The following is a 14647-nucleotide window of genomic DNA, read 5'->3' as shown; positions in this document are numbered from 1 at the left end:
CTGCCCGTTCAGGAGGTCGCTCACCCGTGCCCGCCCAGCCCGTCATCGGTGTGCTCGCCCTGCAGGGCGATGTGCGCGAGCACCTCGTCTCGCTGGCCGAGTGCGACGTGATCGCGCGGCCGGTGCGCCGGCCGGAGGAGCTCGCCGAGGTCGACGGCATCGTGCTGCCGGGCGGCGAGTCGACGACGATGAGCAGGCTGCTGGAGACCTTCGAGCTGCTCGAACCGCTGCGCAAGCGGCTGGCCGACGGCCTGCCGGCGTACGGCTCGTGCGCCGGCATGATCCTGCTGGCCGGGACGGTCGTGGACGGCCGCCCCGACCAGCAGCAGCTGGCCGCCGTGGACATGGTGGTCCGGCGCAACGCCTTCGGCCGGCAGGTCGACTCGTTCGAGTGCGAGCTGCCGGTCACCGGGGTCGACGGCGGCCCGGTGCACGCGGTGTTCATCCGCGCCCCCTGGGTGGAGTCGGTCGGCGAGGGCGTCGAGGTCCTCGCCCGGGTGCCCGACATACCGTCCAGCGGTGCCGCCGCCGGTAGGATCGTCGCAGTTCGGCAGGGGTCCGTGCTCGCGACCGCGTTCCATCCCGAGCTCACCGGCGACGAGCGCGTGCACCGCCTGTTCGTGGAGATCGTCCGCGCGGCCTGAGGCGTGGAGACGGTCGTCGAGTCGTCGAGTCTGACGGAGGAAGTTTCATGAGCGGCCACTCCAAGTGGGCGACTACCAAGCACAAGAAGGCCGCGATCGACGCCAAGCGCGGCAAGCTGTTCGCGCGGCTGATCAAGAACATCGAGGTCGCGGCCCGCACCGGGGGCAGTGACCCCGACGGCAACCCCACGCTGTACGACGCGATCCAGAAGGCCCGCAAGAACTCGGTGCCGCTGGACAACATCGAGCGGGCCCGCAAGCGCGGCGGCGGCGAGGAGGCCGGCGCGGCCGACTGGCAGACGATCATGTACGAGGGCTACGGCCCGAACGGCGTGGCCGTGCTGATCGAGTGCCTGACCGACAACCGCAACCGGGCGGCGTCCGAGGTGCGCACCGCGATGACCCGCAACGGCGGCAGCATGGCCGACCCGGGCTCGGTGGCCTACCTGTTCTCCCGCAAGGGCGTCGTGCTCATGCCGAAGAACGACGTGTCCGAGGACGACGTCCTGATGGCCGTGCTGGACGCGGGCGCGGAGGAGGTCAACGACCTCGGCGAGAGCTTCGAGATCGTGTCCGAGGCCGGCGACCTGATCCCGGTCCGCAAGGCGCTGCAGGAGGCCGGCTTCGACTACGAGTCGGCCGACGCCAACTTCCTGCCGTCCATGACGGTCCAGCTGGAGGCCGAGGGCGCCCGCAAGATGTTCAAACTGATCGACGCGCTGGAGGACTGCGACGACGTGCAGAACGTCTTCGCCAACTTCGACGTGTCCGACGAGGTCATGGCCGAGGTCGACGCCTGAGCTTGGTGTTCTTGGTCGCAGGCATCGGCGGGGTCGCGAGGCCCCGCCGATGCTGTGCCCGGATGCCGGATTTCGAGCGCCGCCACCCGACGTGCCGCACCGCCGAGCCGACGCGGCGGTCGAAATCCGGCTAGGGCAAGGCATCGGCCCCGAAGGGGCCGAGCCCCGCGCGGAACGCGCGGCAAAAGCACTGCCCGGCAACGGATGTTGCCGGGCATCACTTTTAGTTCACCCGGTTTCTGTGCAGAATGACGCTGTGCCACCGAACTCCGCGATGAACAACCTCTCGCAAGAAGACCGTGACCTGCGCCAGTGGCTGCTGAAGCAGGCGGAGGACCACGGCAACGCGGTGGTGGAGGTGGCCGGCGACGAGCACGGCGCGCCGTACTGCTTCACGGTCGGCGCGTGGCGGCGGTTCGGGGTGGCCGAGGCGGTGGTCATCGGGCTGCCGCTGGAGCTGGGGCGCGTGCTGGTCACCGCCTACGTGAACGAGGCCCGGCAGGGCGTGCGGTTCCAGCCGGGGCAGCTGTACGGGCAGTTCTTCAATGGTGTGCCGATCACCGTGGAGCGGGTGGCCCGGGGCTGGTACCCGGAGTTCTTCGGCAGTGCCTTCCTGTTGCACCCCACCGGTGATTTCCCGGCGGTGCAGCTGATCGTGCCGTCCGAGGGCGGCTACTGGCCGTGGCATCCCAAGGCCCCGCCCGGGTTCGCGCAGTGGCAGCCGGTGCTGACCGCGAGCGGCCGACCGGAGTCCTGGCGTCCGGGCATCGACGGGGCCTAATTCCCTGGCCCTGCTGGGGATACTGGCCTGATGGACGACGTGCAGACCAAGGTCGAGGCCAACCGCCGCAACTGGGAGCAGCGCACGCCGGTGCACCTGGCCAGCCAGTTCTACGACGTGCACAACACCGAGGTCGACCGGATGGCCCCGTTCGAGTGGGCCGAGCTGGGCGATGTCGCCGGGCTGCGGATCGCCCATCTCCAGTGTCACCTCGGCACCGACACCCGCCTGCTGGCCCGGGCCGGCGCGCGGATGACCGGCCTGGACTTCAGTGCGGCCTCGGTCGAGGCGGCCCGGGAACTGGCCGGCGACCTGGACATCACCTACGTGCGGGCCGACGTGCACGACGCCGTGGCCGAGCTCGGCGGCGGCTTCGACATGGTCTACACCGGCAAGGGCTCGCTGATGTGGCTGCCGGACCTGGACCGCTGGGCCGGGATCGTGCGCGACCTGCTGGCCCCGGGCGGGCGGCTGTACCTGGTGGAGTTCCACCCGCTGGCCTGGATGCTGGACGGCGACTTCAACATCGTCGGCAACTACCTGGACGAGGCGGTGAGCAGCGACTCCGCGCGCACCTACACCGACGGCCCCGAGCTGGCCGGCGACACCGTGAACTTCCAGTGGAACCACGCCCTGGGCACGGTCGTCACGGCGCTGAGCCGGGCCGGGCTGCGGGTCACGGAGCTGCACGAGCACCCGGTGCTGGCCTGGGACCAGTGGCCGGGCATGGTCCGTGACGAGACGTCAGGCTGGTGGCGCCTCCCGGCCCACCGACCCCGCATCCCGCTGACCTACTCCCTCACCGCGGTCCGCTGACCGCTCGGAAGGGGGCTTTCCTAGCGTTCAACGCCAGGAAAGCCCCCTTCCCAGCACAATGCGGAACGGCGTGTTGGTGGCGGAGGCGATCAGCGCGGCCGGTAGGGTCGTTGCTCGAACGGGTGTTCGGCGATACTCCGGAGGCGGGACGAAGTGCGGGTGCTTGGCGTCGACCCTGGGCTGACCCGGTGCGGCCTCGGCGTGGTCGACGGCGGCCCCGGGCGCACGGTCCGCTGCGTGGACGTGGGAGTGGCCCGTACCCCGGCCGACGACGACCTGGCCCACCGGCTGCTGGCGCTGTCGGAGGTGGTGGAGGACTGGCTGGACCGGCACCGCCCCGAGGTGGTGGCGATCGAGCGGGTCTTCGCCCAGCACAACGTGCGTACGGCGATGGGCACGGCCCAGGCCGGCGGTGTGGTGGCGCTGCTGGCGGCCAAGCGCGGCCTGCCGGTGGCCTTCCACACGCCGAGCGAGGTGAAGGCGGCGGTCACCGGCTCCGGCACGGCGGACAAGGCACAGGTCACGACCATGGTGACCCGGCTGCTGGGGCTGACCGCGGCGCCGAAGCCGGCGGACGCCGCCGACGCGCTGGCCCTGGGCATCTGCCACCTGTGGCGGGCCCCGCTGGCCGCCCGGCTGGCCCAGGCCGAGGCCCGCGCGGCCGAACTGCAACGACGACACAAGGCCCGGCTGGCCGAGGCCGCGAACAGGGGAGCAGCACGGTGATCTCGTCGGTACGCGGACCGGTGCTGTCCATCGCCCTGGACCATGCCGTGATCGAGGTCGGCGGCCTCGGCTACGCCGTGCTGGCCACGCCGACGACGCTGTCGAGCCTGCGCCGCGGCGACGAGGCCATGCTGCACACCGCGCTGATCGTGCGCGAGGACTCGCTGACCCTGTACGGCTTCACCGATCCCGACGCCCGCCAGCTGTTCGGCCTGCTGCTGACCGTGTCGGGCATCGGCCCGAAGATCGCGCTGGCCACGCTGGCGGTGCTGGAGCCGGACAAGCTGCGGGCGGCGCTGGCCGAGGGCAACACCTCGATGCTCACGCAGGTGCCGGGCATCGGCCGCAAGGGCGCGGAGCGGCTGATCATCGAGCTGCGGGACAAGGTCGGCGCGCTGACCAGCGGCACTCCCGGCCCGGAGGTCAGCGCCGACGCCGAGCTGGTGCGCGCCCAGGTCACGGAGGCGTTGCTGGGCCTCGGGTTCGCGGCCAAGGCGGCCGAGCAGGCGGTGGACGCGGTGCTGGCCAAGGACGGAGCCCGCGACACCTCGGCGGTGCTGCGCCAGGCGTTGACCGCGCTGGGACGTAAGCGATGAGCGAGCTTGCGAGCGAACCATTCAACGCAGAGCGTCCGCGAACGCGGACACCGAGCGCTAGCGAGGTGCCGCAGTGAGCGACTTCGAGGAGCACGGGCCGCTGTCCGCGCTGGCCGAGCCGACCGAGCGGGACGTCGAGTCGACGCTGCGGCCCAGCCGGATGTCGGAGTTCGTGGGCCAGCCGCGCGTGCGCGAGCAGCTGGAGCTGGTGCTCAAGGGCGCGCAGCTGCGCGGCCAGCCGCCGGACCACGTGCTGCTGTCGGGCCCGCCCGGGCTGGGCAAGACCAGCCTGTCGATGATCATCGCCGCCGAGCTGGGCAGCGCCATCCGGATCACCTCGGGCCCGGCCCTGGAGCGGGCCGGCGACCTGGCCGCGATGCTGTCCAACCTGGTCGAGGGCGACGTCCTGTTCATCGACGAGATCCACCGCATCGCGCGGCCGGCCGAGGAGATGCTCTACCTGGCGATGGAGGACTTCCGGGTCGACGTGGTCGTCGGCAAGGGCCCCGGCGCCACCAGCATCCCGCTGGAGATCGCCCCGTTCACGCTGGTCGGCGCGACCACCCGGTCCGGCTCGCTGACCGGCCCGCTGCGCGACCGCTTCGGCTTCACCGGCCACATGGAGTTCTACACGTCCGAAGAGCTGGAGCAGGTGCTGCGCCGGTCGGCCTCGATCCTGGGCATCGACCTGCCGGCCGACGGCGCGGCCGAGATCGCCCGCCGCTCCCGGGGCACACCCCGTATCGCCAACCGGCTGCTGCGCCGGGTCCGCGACTACGCCGAGGTGCGGGCCGACGGCCTGATCGACACCGCCGTCGCCCGGGCCGCGCTGGCCGTCTACGACGTGGACGACCTGGGCCTGGACCGGCTGGACCGGGCGGTGCTGAACGCGCTGGTCAGGAGCTTCAACGGCGGACCGGTCGGGGTGGCCACGCTGGCCGTGGCGGTGGGGGAGGAACCCACCACCGTGGAGGAGGTCTGCGAGCCATTCCTGGTCCGCGCCGGTCTGCTGGCCCGTACGCCGCGCGGCCGGGTGGCCACGGTGGCCGCCTGGCATCACATGGGGTTGACACCGCCGGCCGAGGCGCCGGGCGAGCCCCCTGCCACGGCGTATGGGCGATAAGGGGTGTGGCAGACTCAATGGGCATACCCCAGCATGTGACGCCCTGTGAAGGTATGGGCCGTCACTGAACGGAGAATGATGAACCCCCAGGACTTGCTGCTCCCCCTGCTCATCGTGCTGGTCGGCGGCATGCTCTTCTTCGGCAGCCGTCGGCAGCGCAAGGCGGTGGCGGAACAGCAGAAGCTCCAGACCTCGCTCCAGGTCGGCGACCGGGTGATGACCACCTCGGGGCTGTTCGGCACGGTGGCCGGCGTCGACTCCGACACGGAGATCGAGATCGAGATCGCGCCGGGCGTGGTGACCTCGTGGCTGCGCGCCGCGGTCCGCGAGAAGGTGAACCCGACGACCGACTCGGACGTCGTGGAGACCGAGGACGCGGACGAGGAGCCGGTCGCGGGCGAGCCGGAGAGCCACGCCGAGGTCGCTGCTCCGCTGGAGAGCAAGACCAAGAGCTGAGCCGTCCGGCCGATGCGGGGTCGTCCATGCAGGGGCGACCTCGCACAGTGACGCGTGCCTCACACGGTGAGGAGTACGCTGCACCCTCGCCCGCACTCTGACCGCCACGTGAGGGCTACCCCGCAGTCCGACCCGGGCTCGGGGCCACCGACAACGACTATCAGCACGAGGAGACCGACCGACCGTGGCACCTCCGGCCGGGCAGATCCGCCCAGTGCGTTACCTGGGTGTCTTCGCCCTCATCGTGGTCGTGCTCTATGCCTTGGTGTTCTTCACCGGCAATGGACAGCCGACGCCCAAACTCGGTATCGACCTGCAGGGGGGCACCCGGGTCACGCTGACCGCGATCTCCCCGGACGGCAAGCCACCATCACAGGACTCCCTCAGCCTGGCCAAGCAGATCCTGTCCGACCGCGTCAACGGCACCGGTGTCACCGGCGCCGAGATCGTGCAGGACGGCAACAACCTGGTGATCACCGCGCCGGGCAACGACGGCGACCAGCTCAAGGCCCTCGGCCAGGCGGCTGTGCTGCGCTTCCGGCCGGTGGCGGTGGACCCGTCCTCGAACCAGCCGCTGCAGATCCCGGTCGCGCCGCCGAGCACCTCGGGCACGCCGAGCAACTCGGCCAAGCCCAGCGGGTCGGGCACGCCCAGCAGCTCGACCAAGCCGAGCAGTTCCGCGCCGGCGACGTCCACCTCGCCCAAGGCGCAGGGCGCGCCGGTGCCGATGAAGCAGGCCGCCGCGCAGGCGACGACGACCACCCCGCCGTCCTCCTCGGCCGCCACCAGCACCAGCACCCCGCCGGCCAGCGTCAGCGGCGTCGCCGACCCCGAGCAGGCCAAGGCGATCCAGCAGGCCAAGGCGATCCGGCAGAACCCGGCCCTGCTGACCGACCCGAACGCGATGTCGGCCGCGGTGGCCGCCACCGACTGCAGCAAGAAGGACCCGCTGGCCGGCTACGACGACGCCGACAAGCCGCTGGTCACCTGTGACATCAACAAGCAGTACAAGTACGTGCTGGGCCCGTCGTTCCTGGACGGCCGGCAGATCGACTCCGCCACCTCCGGCTACGACCAGCAGGGCGGCTCCGGCTGGATCGTGCAGCTGACCTTCAAGCCGGACGGCGCCAAGACCTGGGCCGACTTCACCGGCGCCAACGTCGGCAAGCAGGCCGCGTTCACGCTGGACGGCCAGGTGGAGTCCGCGCCGCGGATCAACCAGCAGATCATCGGCAACACCGAGATCAGCGGCTCGTTCACCCAGCAGTCCGCCAAGGACCTGGCCAACGTGCTCAGCTACGGCTCGCTGCCGCTGTCGTTCACCATGTCCGAGAACCAGACGGTCTCGGCCACGCTGGGCCTGTCCTCGATGCAGGCCGGCCTGCTGGCCGGCGGCATCGGCCTGCTGCTGGTGATCGTGTACTGCCTCTTCTACTACCGGGCGCTGGGCGTGCTGACCCTGCTCTCGCTGATCTGCTCCGGCCTGACCGTGTACGCGGTGCTGGTGCTGTTCGGCCGCTGGATCAACTACAGCCTCGACCTGCCTGGCATAGCCGGCTTCATCATCGCCATCGGTATCACCGCCGACTCCTTCGTGGTGTTCTTCGAACGCATGAAGGACGAAGTGCGCGAGGGACGGTCGTTCCGCTCCGCGGTGCCCAGGGCCTGGGTCCGCGCGCGGCGCACGATCCTGTCCGCCGACGCGGTCAGCTTCCTCGCCGCCGCGGTGCTGTACACGCTGGCCGTCGGCGACGTGCGCGGCTTCGCGTTCACCACCGGCATGTCCACCCTGATCGACCTGCTCGTGGTGTTCCTGGTGACGCATCCGCTGGTGGCGCTGGCCTCGCGGTCGAAGCTCCTGTCGAAGCCGTCCTTCTCCGGCCTCGGGGCCGTGCAGCAGGCCGGCGTCGAGCTGCGCGCCGCCGAGCGCGCCGCCAACCCCGCCGTGAAGGAGGCGTGACGTGTCGACTCCGACTCCCGTGACCCCGCAGAAGCACGGCGTGCTGCACAACCTCTACGTGGGCACCGGCGCGTTCGACATCATCGGCAAGCGCAAGCGCTGGTACATCGCGTTCGCCGTGCTCATCCTGATCTGCCTCGGCTCGATGGCCATCAAGGGCTTCAACTACGGCATCGAATTCTCCGGCGGCACCCAGATCCAGATGCCGGTGAAGGGTCAGGCCGGCGACGCCACCACCGACGGCGTGCTCCAGGTCTACAAGCAGACCCTGGGCCACGACGCCGAGCAGGCCCAGACCGTCGGCTCGGGCGGCTCGGAGACCATTCAGCTGCGTTCCACCCCGCTGGACGGTCCCTCGGTGGTCAAGCTCAAGGAAGCGCTGTTCGCCAAGTTCAAGCCGATCGGCTCGAACGGCCAGGCCAGCCAGCAAGCCATCAGCGACAGCGCGGTCAGCTCCTCCTGGGGCGACGACATCTCCCGGCAGGCGCTCATCGCGCTTGCGGTGTTCCTGGTGCTGGTGACCATCTTCCTGGCGTTCTACTTCGAACGCGCGATGGCCGGGGCCGCGCTGGCCTCGCTGGTCAACGACCTGCTCATCACCGCCGGCGTGTACTCGATCGCCGGCTTCGAGGTCACGCCGGCCACGGTGATCGGCTTCCTGACCATTCTGGGCTTCTCGCTGTACGACACCGTGGTCGTGTTCGACAAGGTCCGGGAGAACACCCGCGGCCTGCTCAAGCTGACCCGGCGCACCTACGGCGAGGCCGCCAACCTGGCGCTCAACCAGACCCTGATGCGCTCCATCAACACCTCGCTGATCGCGCTGCTGCCGGTGCTCGGCCTGCTCGTGGTCGGCGTGGTGCTGCTGGGCGTGGGCACGCTGCAGGACCTGGCCCTGATCCAGCTGACCGGCATGCTGGTCGGCGCGGTGTCGTCGATCTTCCTGGCCACCCCGCTGGTGGTGGACCTGAAGATGCGCGACCCGAAGTACAAGCTGCAGGCCGAGCGGGTCGCCCAGCGGCGCGCCAACCTGGCCCGCAAGGCCGAGCTGGCGGCCCAAGGGGAATCTGGCCAGGGTGTCGAGGACGACTTCGACCCCAGCGACGACGAGCAGCTGGAGAACGAGCTGCGCAAGGAGAAGGCCATGGCCGCGGCGGCGAGCACGCCGTCGCGCACGCCCAAGGCCCGGCCGTCCGGCAAGAGCGGCCGGCCCAGCGGGAAGAGGCGGCACTGAGCACCACACTCGACGGCGCGCTCGGGCTCATCCGGGAGGTCCCCGACTTCCCCGAGCCCGGCGTGCTGTTCCGTGACATCAGCCCGGTGCTCGCCGACCCGGCGGCCTTCCGTGTCCTGGCGGACGCGATGGCCGCCGGTCTGCCGGCGGGCACCGAGGCGGTCGTGGCCATCGAGGCCCGTGGTTTCATCCTCGGCGCGGCCATCGCCTACGCCGCCGGCCTCGGCCTGGTGTGCGTGCGCAAGCCCGGCAAGCTGCCAGCGGTCCGGCACCGGGTCAGCTACGCCCTGGAGTACGGCACCGCGACGCTGGAGCTGCCCGAGGACACCATTCGGGCCGGTCAGCGCGTGGTGATCGTGGACGACGTGCTGGCCACCGGCGGCACCGTGGAGGCCACCCGCGAGCTGGTCGAGCACGCCGGCGGCGTGGTCGACGGCGTCTCGGTGATCCTGGAGCTGGCCGCCCTCAAGGGCCGCTCCCGCATCCCCGACATCCCCGTCACCACCCTGCTCACCCACTAACCCCGCGAGTCCCGCTCTCGGGCAACTGAATGTCGAGTTCCGAAACTCGACATATGGCTGCCCGAGAGCGGGACTCGCGGGTTGTGGGGTCGGTGGGTGACTAGCTGGGCCGATATTCGGACGGCGTTCACCGTGTCGAGCGGCACGCTTGTCGCGACCGGGAATCGTCCGGCTCGATCCAGAGTTATCCTCGGTGCAGTACAAGGTCCAGCCGAGCAGCACCGGGAGTGTGGTTGAGCCAAGACGTCGAACCCACGGCATCGCCACAGCCGGTGGCCGCTCGGCCACCCTCGGCGACGCGTCGGGTACGCGCGCGCCTGGCCCGACGAATCACCGCGCAACGCGCCGCACCCGTGAAACAGGTGCTGGAGCCGCTGGCCGCGGTGCACCGCGAGCTGCACCCCAAGGCCGACCTGGGCCTGCTGCAGTTCGCCTACGACGTGGCCGAGGAGAAGCACCGCAGCCAGCGCCGCAAGTCGGGTGACCCGTACATCACGCACCCGCTGGCCGTGGCCACCATCCTGGCCGAGCTGGGCATGGACACCACCACGCTGGTGGCCGCCCTGCTGCACGACACGGTCGAGGACACCGACTACTCCCTGGAGCTGCTCAGCGAGGACTTCGGCGACGAGGTGGCCCACCTGGTCGACGGCGTCACCAAGCTGGACAAGGTCAAGCTGGGCGCGGCGGCCGAGGCCGAGACCATCCGCAAGATGGTCATCGCGATGGCCCGCGACCCCCGGGTGCTGGTGATCAAGCTCGCCGACCGGCTGCACAACATGCGCACCATGCGCTTCCTGCCGCCGGAGAAGCAGGCCCGCAAGGCCCGGGAGACGCTGGAGGTGCTGGCCCCGCTGGCCCACCGGCTGGGCATGGCCACCGTCAAGTGGGAGCTGGAGGACCTGGCCTTCGCCATCCTGCAGCCCAAGAAGTACGACGAGATCGTGCGGCTGGTGGCCAACCGGGCCCCGTCCCGCGACACCTACCTGCGCAAGGTGCTCGACGAGCTGCACAGCCAGCTGGAGGCCTCGCGGATCAACGCCAACGTGGCCGGCCGGCCCAAGCACTACTACTCGATCAACCAGAAGATGATCGTCCGGGGCCGCGACTTCGACGACATCCACGACCTGGTCGGCGTGCGCATCATGGTCGACGACGTGCGCGACTGCTACGCCGCGATGGGCGTGGTGCACGCGCTGTGGCAGCCGATGCCCGGCCGGTTCAAGGACTACATCGCCCAGCCCCGGTTCGGCGTGTACCAGTCGCTGCACACCACCGTGATCGGGCCGGACGGCAAGCCGCTCGAGGTGCAGATCCGCACCCACGAGATGCACCGCACCGCCGAGTACGGCATCGCCGCGCACTGGCGGTACAAGGAGACCAAGGGCACCCACTCCGGCCGCGGCGTCGAGGTCGACGAGATGGCCTGGATGCGCCAGCTGCTGGACTGGCAGCGGGAGGCCGCCGACCCGGGCGAGTTCCTGGAGGCCCTGCGCTACGACCTGGCCGCCCGCGAGATCTTCGTGTTCACGCCCAAGGGCGACGTGGAGACGCTGCCGGCCGGCTCCACCCCGGTCGACTTCGCCTACGCCGTGCACACCGAGGTCGGCAACCGCTGCATCGGCGCGCGGGTCAACGGCCGGCTGGTGGCGCTGGAGCGCAAGCTGGAGAACGGCGAAGTCGTCGAGATCTTCACCTCGAAGGCCGAGGGCGCCGGGCCGAGCCGGGACTGGCTGGCCTTCGCCGCCTCGCCGCGGGCCCGGGCCAAGATCAAGCAGTGGTTCGCCAAGGAACGGCGTGAGGAGGCGATCGAGGCCGGCAAGGAGTCGATCGCCAAGGAGGTGCGCCGGGTCGGGCTGCCGATGCAGCGGCTGGTCACCGCCGACTCGATGGGCGCGCTGGCCCGGGAGCTGCGGCTGGTCGACGTGAGCGCGCTGTACCGGGCGGTCGGCGAGGGGCAGGTCTCCGGCCGGCACCTGGTGCAGCGGCTGGTGGCGCTGCTCGGCGGCGTGGACCACGCCGAGGAGGAGCTGGCCGAGCGCTCCACCCCGTCCACGGCGGTCCGGCGGCGGGCCCCCGGCGACCCGGGTGTCGTGGTCAAGGACGCCAGCGACGTGTGGGTGAAGCTGGCCCGGTGCTGCACCCCGGTGCCCGGCGACGACATCATGGGCTTCGTGACCCGCGGCGGCGGCGTGTCCGTGCACCGCACCGACTGCACCAACGCCAGCGAGCTGCTCGCCTCGCCGGAGCGGCTGGTCGACGTGGAGTGGGCCCCGAACTCGTCCTCGCTGTTCCTGGTGGCCATCCAGGTCGAGGCGTTGGACCGGCACCGCCTGCTGTCCGACATCACCAAGGTGCTGGCCGACGAGAAGGTCAACATCCTGTCGGCCTCGGTGACCACCTCCAAGGACCGGGTCGCGGTCAGCCGCTTCTCGTTCGAGATGGGCGACCCCAAGCACCTGGGCCACGTGCTCAAGGTGGTGCGCAGCGTGGAGGGCGTCTACGACGTCTACCGCGTGACCTCGGCGTCCTGAGGGACCCACTTTGTGCTCGGAAGGGGGCATTCCCAGCGTTCAACGCTAGGAATGCCCCCTTCCGAGCATGGGGGGAGCAGACGAAGAACGGGCCGGCTCCGCAGGGGAGCCGGCCCGTTCTCGGGTGCTGGGTCAGGCCGCGACCTGGGCCTTGGTGATGGTCACCTTCTTGTTGGGGTGGCCACCGCCGGCGCTGCTGTCGTACGCGCCGTCGTCACCGGCGCGGGCGATGTCGTCGATCACCTTCAGGCCGGCGTCGGAGATCGTGCCGAACACGGTGTAGCTCGGGTCCAGCTGGGCGTCGCCGTAGACCAGGAAGAACTGGCTGCCGTTGGTGTTCGGGCCCGAGTTGGCCATGGCCAGGTAGCCGCGGCCGTACTTGATCGAGCTCCACACCTCGTCGTCGAACTTGTAGCCCGGGCCGCCGGTGCCGTCGCCCTTGGGGTCGCCGCACTGCAGCATCTGCAGGCCCGAGGTGCTCAGCCGGTGGCAGCTGGTGTTGTCGTAGTAGCCCTGGCCGGACAGGCTCACGAAGCTGTTCACCGCGCACGGCGCGAGCGAGCGGTCCAGCGTCAGCGGGATGTCGCCGTCGTTGGTCTTCAGCGTCACCGACACCGTGCCCTGGCTGGAGATGTTCGAGCCGTTGGGCAGGTTGTTCTTCTTGGCGGCGTCGCCGTCCTTGGTGTACGTGCAGTTCACCGTGGCGGCCAGCGGCGTGGGCCGCTTCGGCGCGGGAGCGTCCGCGGTCGGGATGCTGATCGGCGTCGAGGAGGTCGGCGCCGCCGAGCTCGACGCGGCGGCCGCGTCCGAGCTGGTGCCGGGGCTGGCCACCAGCCACCACACGCCGCCAGCCACCACCACGACTACGACGGCCGTGACGGAAATGCTGGTGATGCGGCGCCGGCGGGCGCGCTGAGCTCGACGAACGAGCTGCCGCTCCAACTTCCGCTTCGCGGCCTCGCGGCGCTGTTCGTTGCTCGGCACCTGCGCTCTCCCCGGGTTGTGACGACAAGACTGCCGCGAGTGTAGGACGACGGGGTGTGACCGCTGTGTGGTGGTCCCCGCCCGGTAGGCTTGCCGGGTCGATTCGCCCCTGGATGGAGGTTCCGCCCGTGCTCGTCGTCGGGTTCCCGACCGGCGCCCTCCAGGCCAACTGCTATCTGCTCGCGGCCGGCGAGGGTGAGCCCTGCGTCATCGTCGACCCCGGCCAGGACGCCGAGGAGGCTGTCGCGCAGGCGCTGCGCAAGCACCGGCTGTCACCGGTCGCGGTGCTGCTCACGCACGGCCACTTCGACCACGCCTTCTCGGTCACGCCGGTGTGCGACGGCAACGACATCCCGGCCTGGATCCACCCGGACGACCGGGACATGCTGTCCGACCCGCTCAAGGGCGTCAGCCGGGAGACCGCGTCGTTCTTCGGCGGCCGCCTGGAGATGCGCGAGCCGTCCGAGGTCCGCGAGCTGGCCGACGGCGTGGCACTGGACTTGGCCGGGATGGGCCTGCTGGTCGACCACACGCCGGGCCACACCGGCGGCTCGGTGATGTTCCGCGCCGGCACCGAGGAGGGCGGCCGGCTGGTGCTGTCCGGCGACACCCTGTTCGCCGGCTCGATCGGCCGCACCGACCTGCCCGGCGGCGACCACGCCGCGATGCTGGACTCGTTGCGGCACAAGGTGTTGCCCCTGCCCGACGACACCGTCGTGCTACCCGGGCACGGGCCGAGCAGCACCATCGGCCGGGAGCGCGCCGGCAACCCGTTCCTCCACGGCCTGGATGACGATCGCCCGGCCGCCCCGCGACGGGGGATGTGAGGCGTGGCCGAGCGCATCCCGCTTGACCTGATCGACCCCGCGGCGCTGCGCAAGCGGGCCCGCCTGGTGGTGGTCGCCGCGCTGGTGCTGGGACTGGTGATCGGCGAGGTGGTGGCCCTGCTCGGCGGATTCCTCGCCGGCGGGATCACCGCCGTGGTGGTCGCGGTGCCACTGATCGTGCTGGCCGTCGTGGAGTCCCGCCGCCGGGTCTGGTTGGCCGGCTCCCAGGTGTCGGTGCGGGCGCTGGGCACCCGGACCGTGGACCTGCACGGCCTGACCGGGTTGGACCTGATGGTCACCGACGTGCGCGGCACCCGCACCATCGGGCTGCTGATCACCGGCGCGCCCAAGGGGCGCACCATCAACGTCGCGCTGGCCACCTACGCCGCGGCCGGCGGCCGCGAGCTGGGCGTGCTGGCGCTGCGCAAGCTGGCCGACGGCCTGTCCGGCGCCGGCGACCCCGGGCCGCTGGTGTTCGCCGAGCTGCTGGTGGCCCAGCTGCGGGCCGAGGCCCGCGGCGAGGACATGGGTGGCCGGCCGCTATATCAGTTGGCCGGCGTCGTGCCGGCCGGCAAGCTGGCCCAACGACTCCAGACCGACACCGTGACCAGTTTCGTGGCCACGCTCGACTCCTAAACCACTCGC

Annotated in this window: 15 protein-coding genes; 14 read left to right on the top strand and 1 reads right to left on the bottom strand. The window is 70.9% G+C overall.

All coding sequences use genetic code 11. From position 1 onward, the window contains the following. The first annotated feature begins 26 nt into the window (after positions 1–26). From pdxT to JJ691_RS23050, 12 genes are all read left to right on the top strand, one after another. A complete protein-coding gene (gene pdxT / locus JJ691_RS23105) occupies positions 27–644 on the top strand; it encodes a pyridoxal 5'-phosphate synthase glutaminase subunit PdxT (protein WP_211770797.1) in 618 nt (205 codons plus the stop codon). Between the two features lie 47 nt (positions 645–691). After that, on the top strand, positions 692–1444 hold the full coding sequence (locus JJ691_RS23100; RefSeq protein ID WP_211770796.1) for a YebC/PmpR family DNA-binding transcriptional regulator: 753 nt from the start codon (positions 692–694) through the stop codon (positions 1442–1444). A 274-nt stretch (positions 1445–1718) separates the two neighbouring features. Further along, complete coding sequence (locus tag JJ691_RS23095; RefSeq protein WP_211771662.1) at positions 1719–2225, top strand: DUF4262 domain-containing protein; 507 nt, start codon at positions 1719–1721, stop codon at positions 2223–2225. 30 nt (positions 2226–2255) lie between these two features. After that, positions 2256–3041, top strand: coding sequence for a class I SAM-dependent methyltransferase (locus JJ691_RS23090; RefSeq protein WP_249228131.1), 786 nt, complete (start codon positions 2256–2258; stop codon positions 3039–3041). A 153-nt stretch (positions 3042–3194) separates the two neighbouring features. After that, complete coding sequence (ruvC, locus tag JJ691_RS23085; RefSeq protein WP_211770795.1) at positions 3195–3767, top strand: crossover junction endodeoxyribonuclease RuvC; 573 nt, start codon at positions 3195–3197, stop codon at positions 3765–3767. Further along, positions 3764–4363 (top strand): Holliday junction branch migration protein RuvA, encoded by a 600-nt coding sequence (ruvA, locus tag JJ691_RS23080; RefSeq protein WP_211770794.1) that lies wholly within the window; start codon positions 3764–3766, stop codon positions 4361–4363. The genes ruvC and ruvA overlap by 4 nt, the downstream gene beginning before the upstream one ends. A 73-nt stretch (positions 4364–4436) precedes the next feature. Further along, on the top strand, positions 4437–5486 hold the full coding sequence (gene ruvB / locus JJ691_RS23075; protein WP_249228130.1) for a Holliday junction branch migration DNA helicase RuvB: 1050 nt from the start codon (positions 4437–4439) through the stop codon (positions 5484–5486). 78 nt (positions 5487–5564) lie between these two features. After that, positions 5565–5942 carry a preprotein translocase subunit YajC gene (gene yajC / locus JJ691_RS23070; protein WP_211770793.1) on the top strand — a complete coding sequence of 126 codons (378 nt, stop codon included), beginning with the start codon at positions 5565–5567 and terminating at the stop codon, positions 5940–5942. A gap of 184 nt (positions 5943–6126) precedes the next feature. Further along, positions 6127–7902, top strand: a complete 1776-nt coding sequence (gene secD / locus JJ691_RS23065) for a protein translocase subunit SecD (RefSeq protein WP_211770792.1) — start codon at positions 6127–6129, stop codon at positions 7900–7902. 1 nt (position 7903) lies between these two features. Further along, the gene (secF, locus tag JJ691_RS23060; RefSeq protein WP_211770791.1) at positions 7904–9136 is read left to right on the top strand and encodes a protein translocase subunit SecF; all 1233 of its coding nucleotides are present in this window, start codon (positions 7904–7906) and stop codon (positions 9134–9136) included. Further along, the gene (locus JJ691_RS23055) at positions 9133–9657 is read left to right on the top strand and encodes an adenine phosphoribosyltransferase (protein ID WP_256449439.1); all 525 of its coding nucleotides are present in this window, start codon (positions 9133–9135) and stop codon (positions 9655–9657) included. The genes secF and JJ691_RS23055 overlap by 4 nt, the downstream gene beginning before the upstream one ends. 233 nt (positions 9658–9890) lie before the next feature. Next, positions 9891–12191 (top strand): RelA/SpoT family protein, encoded by a 2301-nt coding sequence (locus JJ691_RS23050; protein WP_211770790.1) that lies wholly within the window; start codon positions 9891–9893, stop codon positions 12189–12191. A gap of 132 nt (positions 12192–12323) precedes the next feature. On the opposite strand, the gene JJ691_RS23045 is transcribed toward JJ691_RS23050, so the two are convergent. Further along, on the bottom strand, positions 12324–13175 hold the full coding sequence (locus tag JJ691_RS23045; RefSeq protein WP_211770789.1) for a peptidylprolyl isomerase: 852 nt from the start codon (positions 13173–13175) through the stop codon (positions 12324–12326). A 128-nt stretch (positions 13176–13303) separates the two neighbouring features. On the opposite strand from JJ691_RS23045, the gene JJ691_RS23040 reads away from it, so the two are divergent. Together JJ691_RS23040 and JJ691_RS23035 are read left to right on the top strand one after the other, a co-directional pair. Then, positions 13304–14002 (top strand): MBL fold metallo-hydrolase, encoded by a 699-nt coding sequence (locus tag JJ691_RS23040; RefSeq protein ID WP_211770788.1) that lies wholly within the window; start codon positions 13304–13306, stop codon positions 14000–14002. A gap of 3 nt (positions 14003–14005) precedes the next feature. Then, the gene (locus JJ691_RS23035) at positions 14006–14638 is read left to right on the top strand and encodes a hypothetical protein (RefSeq protein WP_211770787.1); all 633 of its coding nucleotides are present in this window, start codon (positions 14006–14008) and stop codon (positions 14636–14638) included. Positions 14639–14647 lie beyond the last annotated feature (9 nt).

Source organism: Kutzneria sp. CA-103260 (genome assembly GCF_018263855.1).
In the GTDB taxonomy this organism is placed as follows: Bacteria; Actinomycetota; Actinomycetes; order Mycobacteriales; family Pseudonocardiaceae; genus Kutzneria.
Note: the sequence above shows the minus strand (reverse complement) of the source record. Positions and strands in the feature narration are given on the sequence as shown.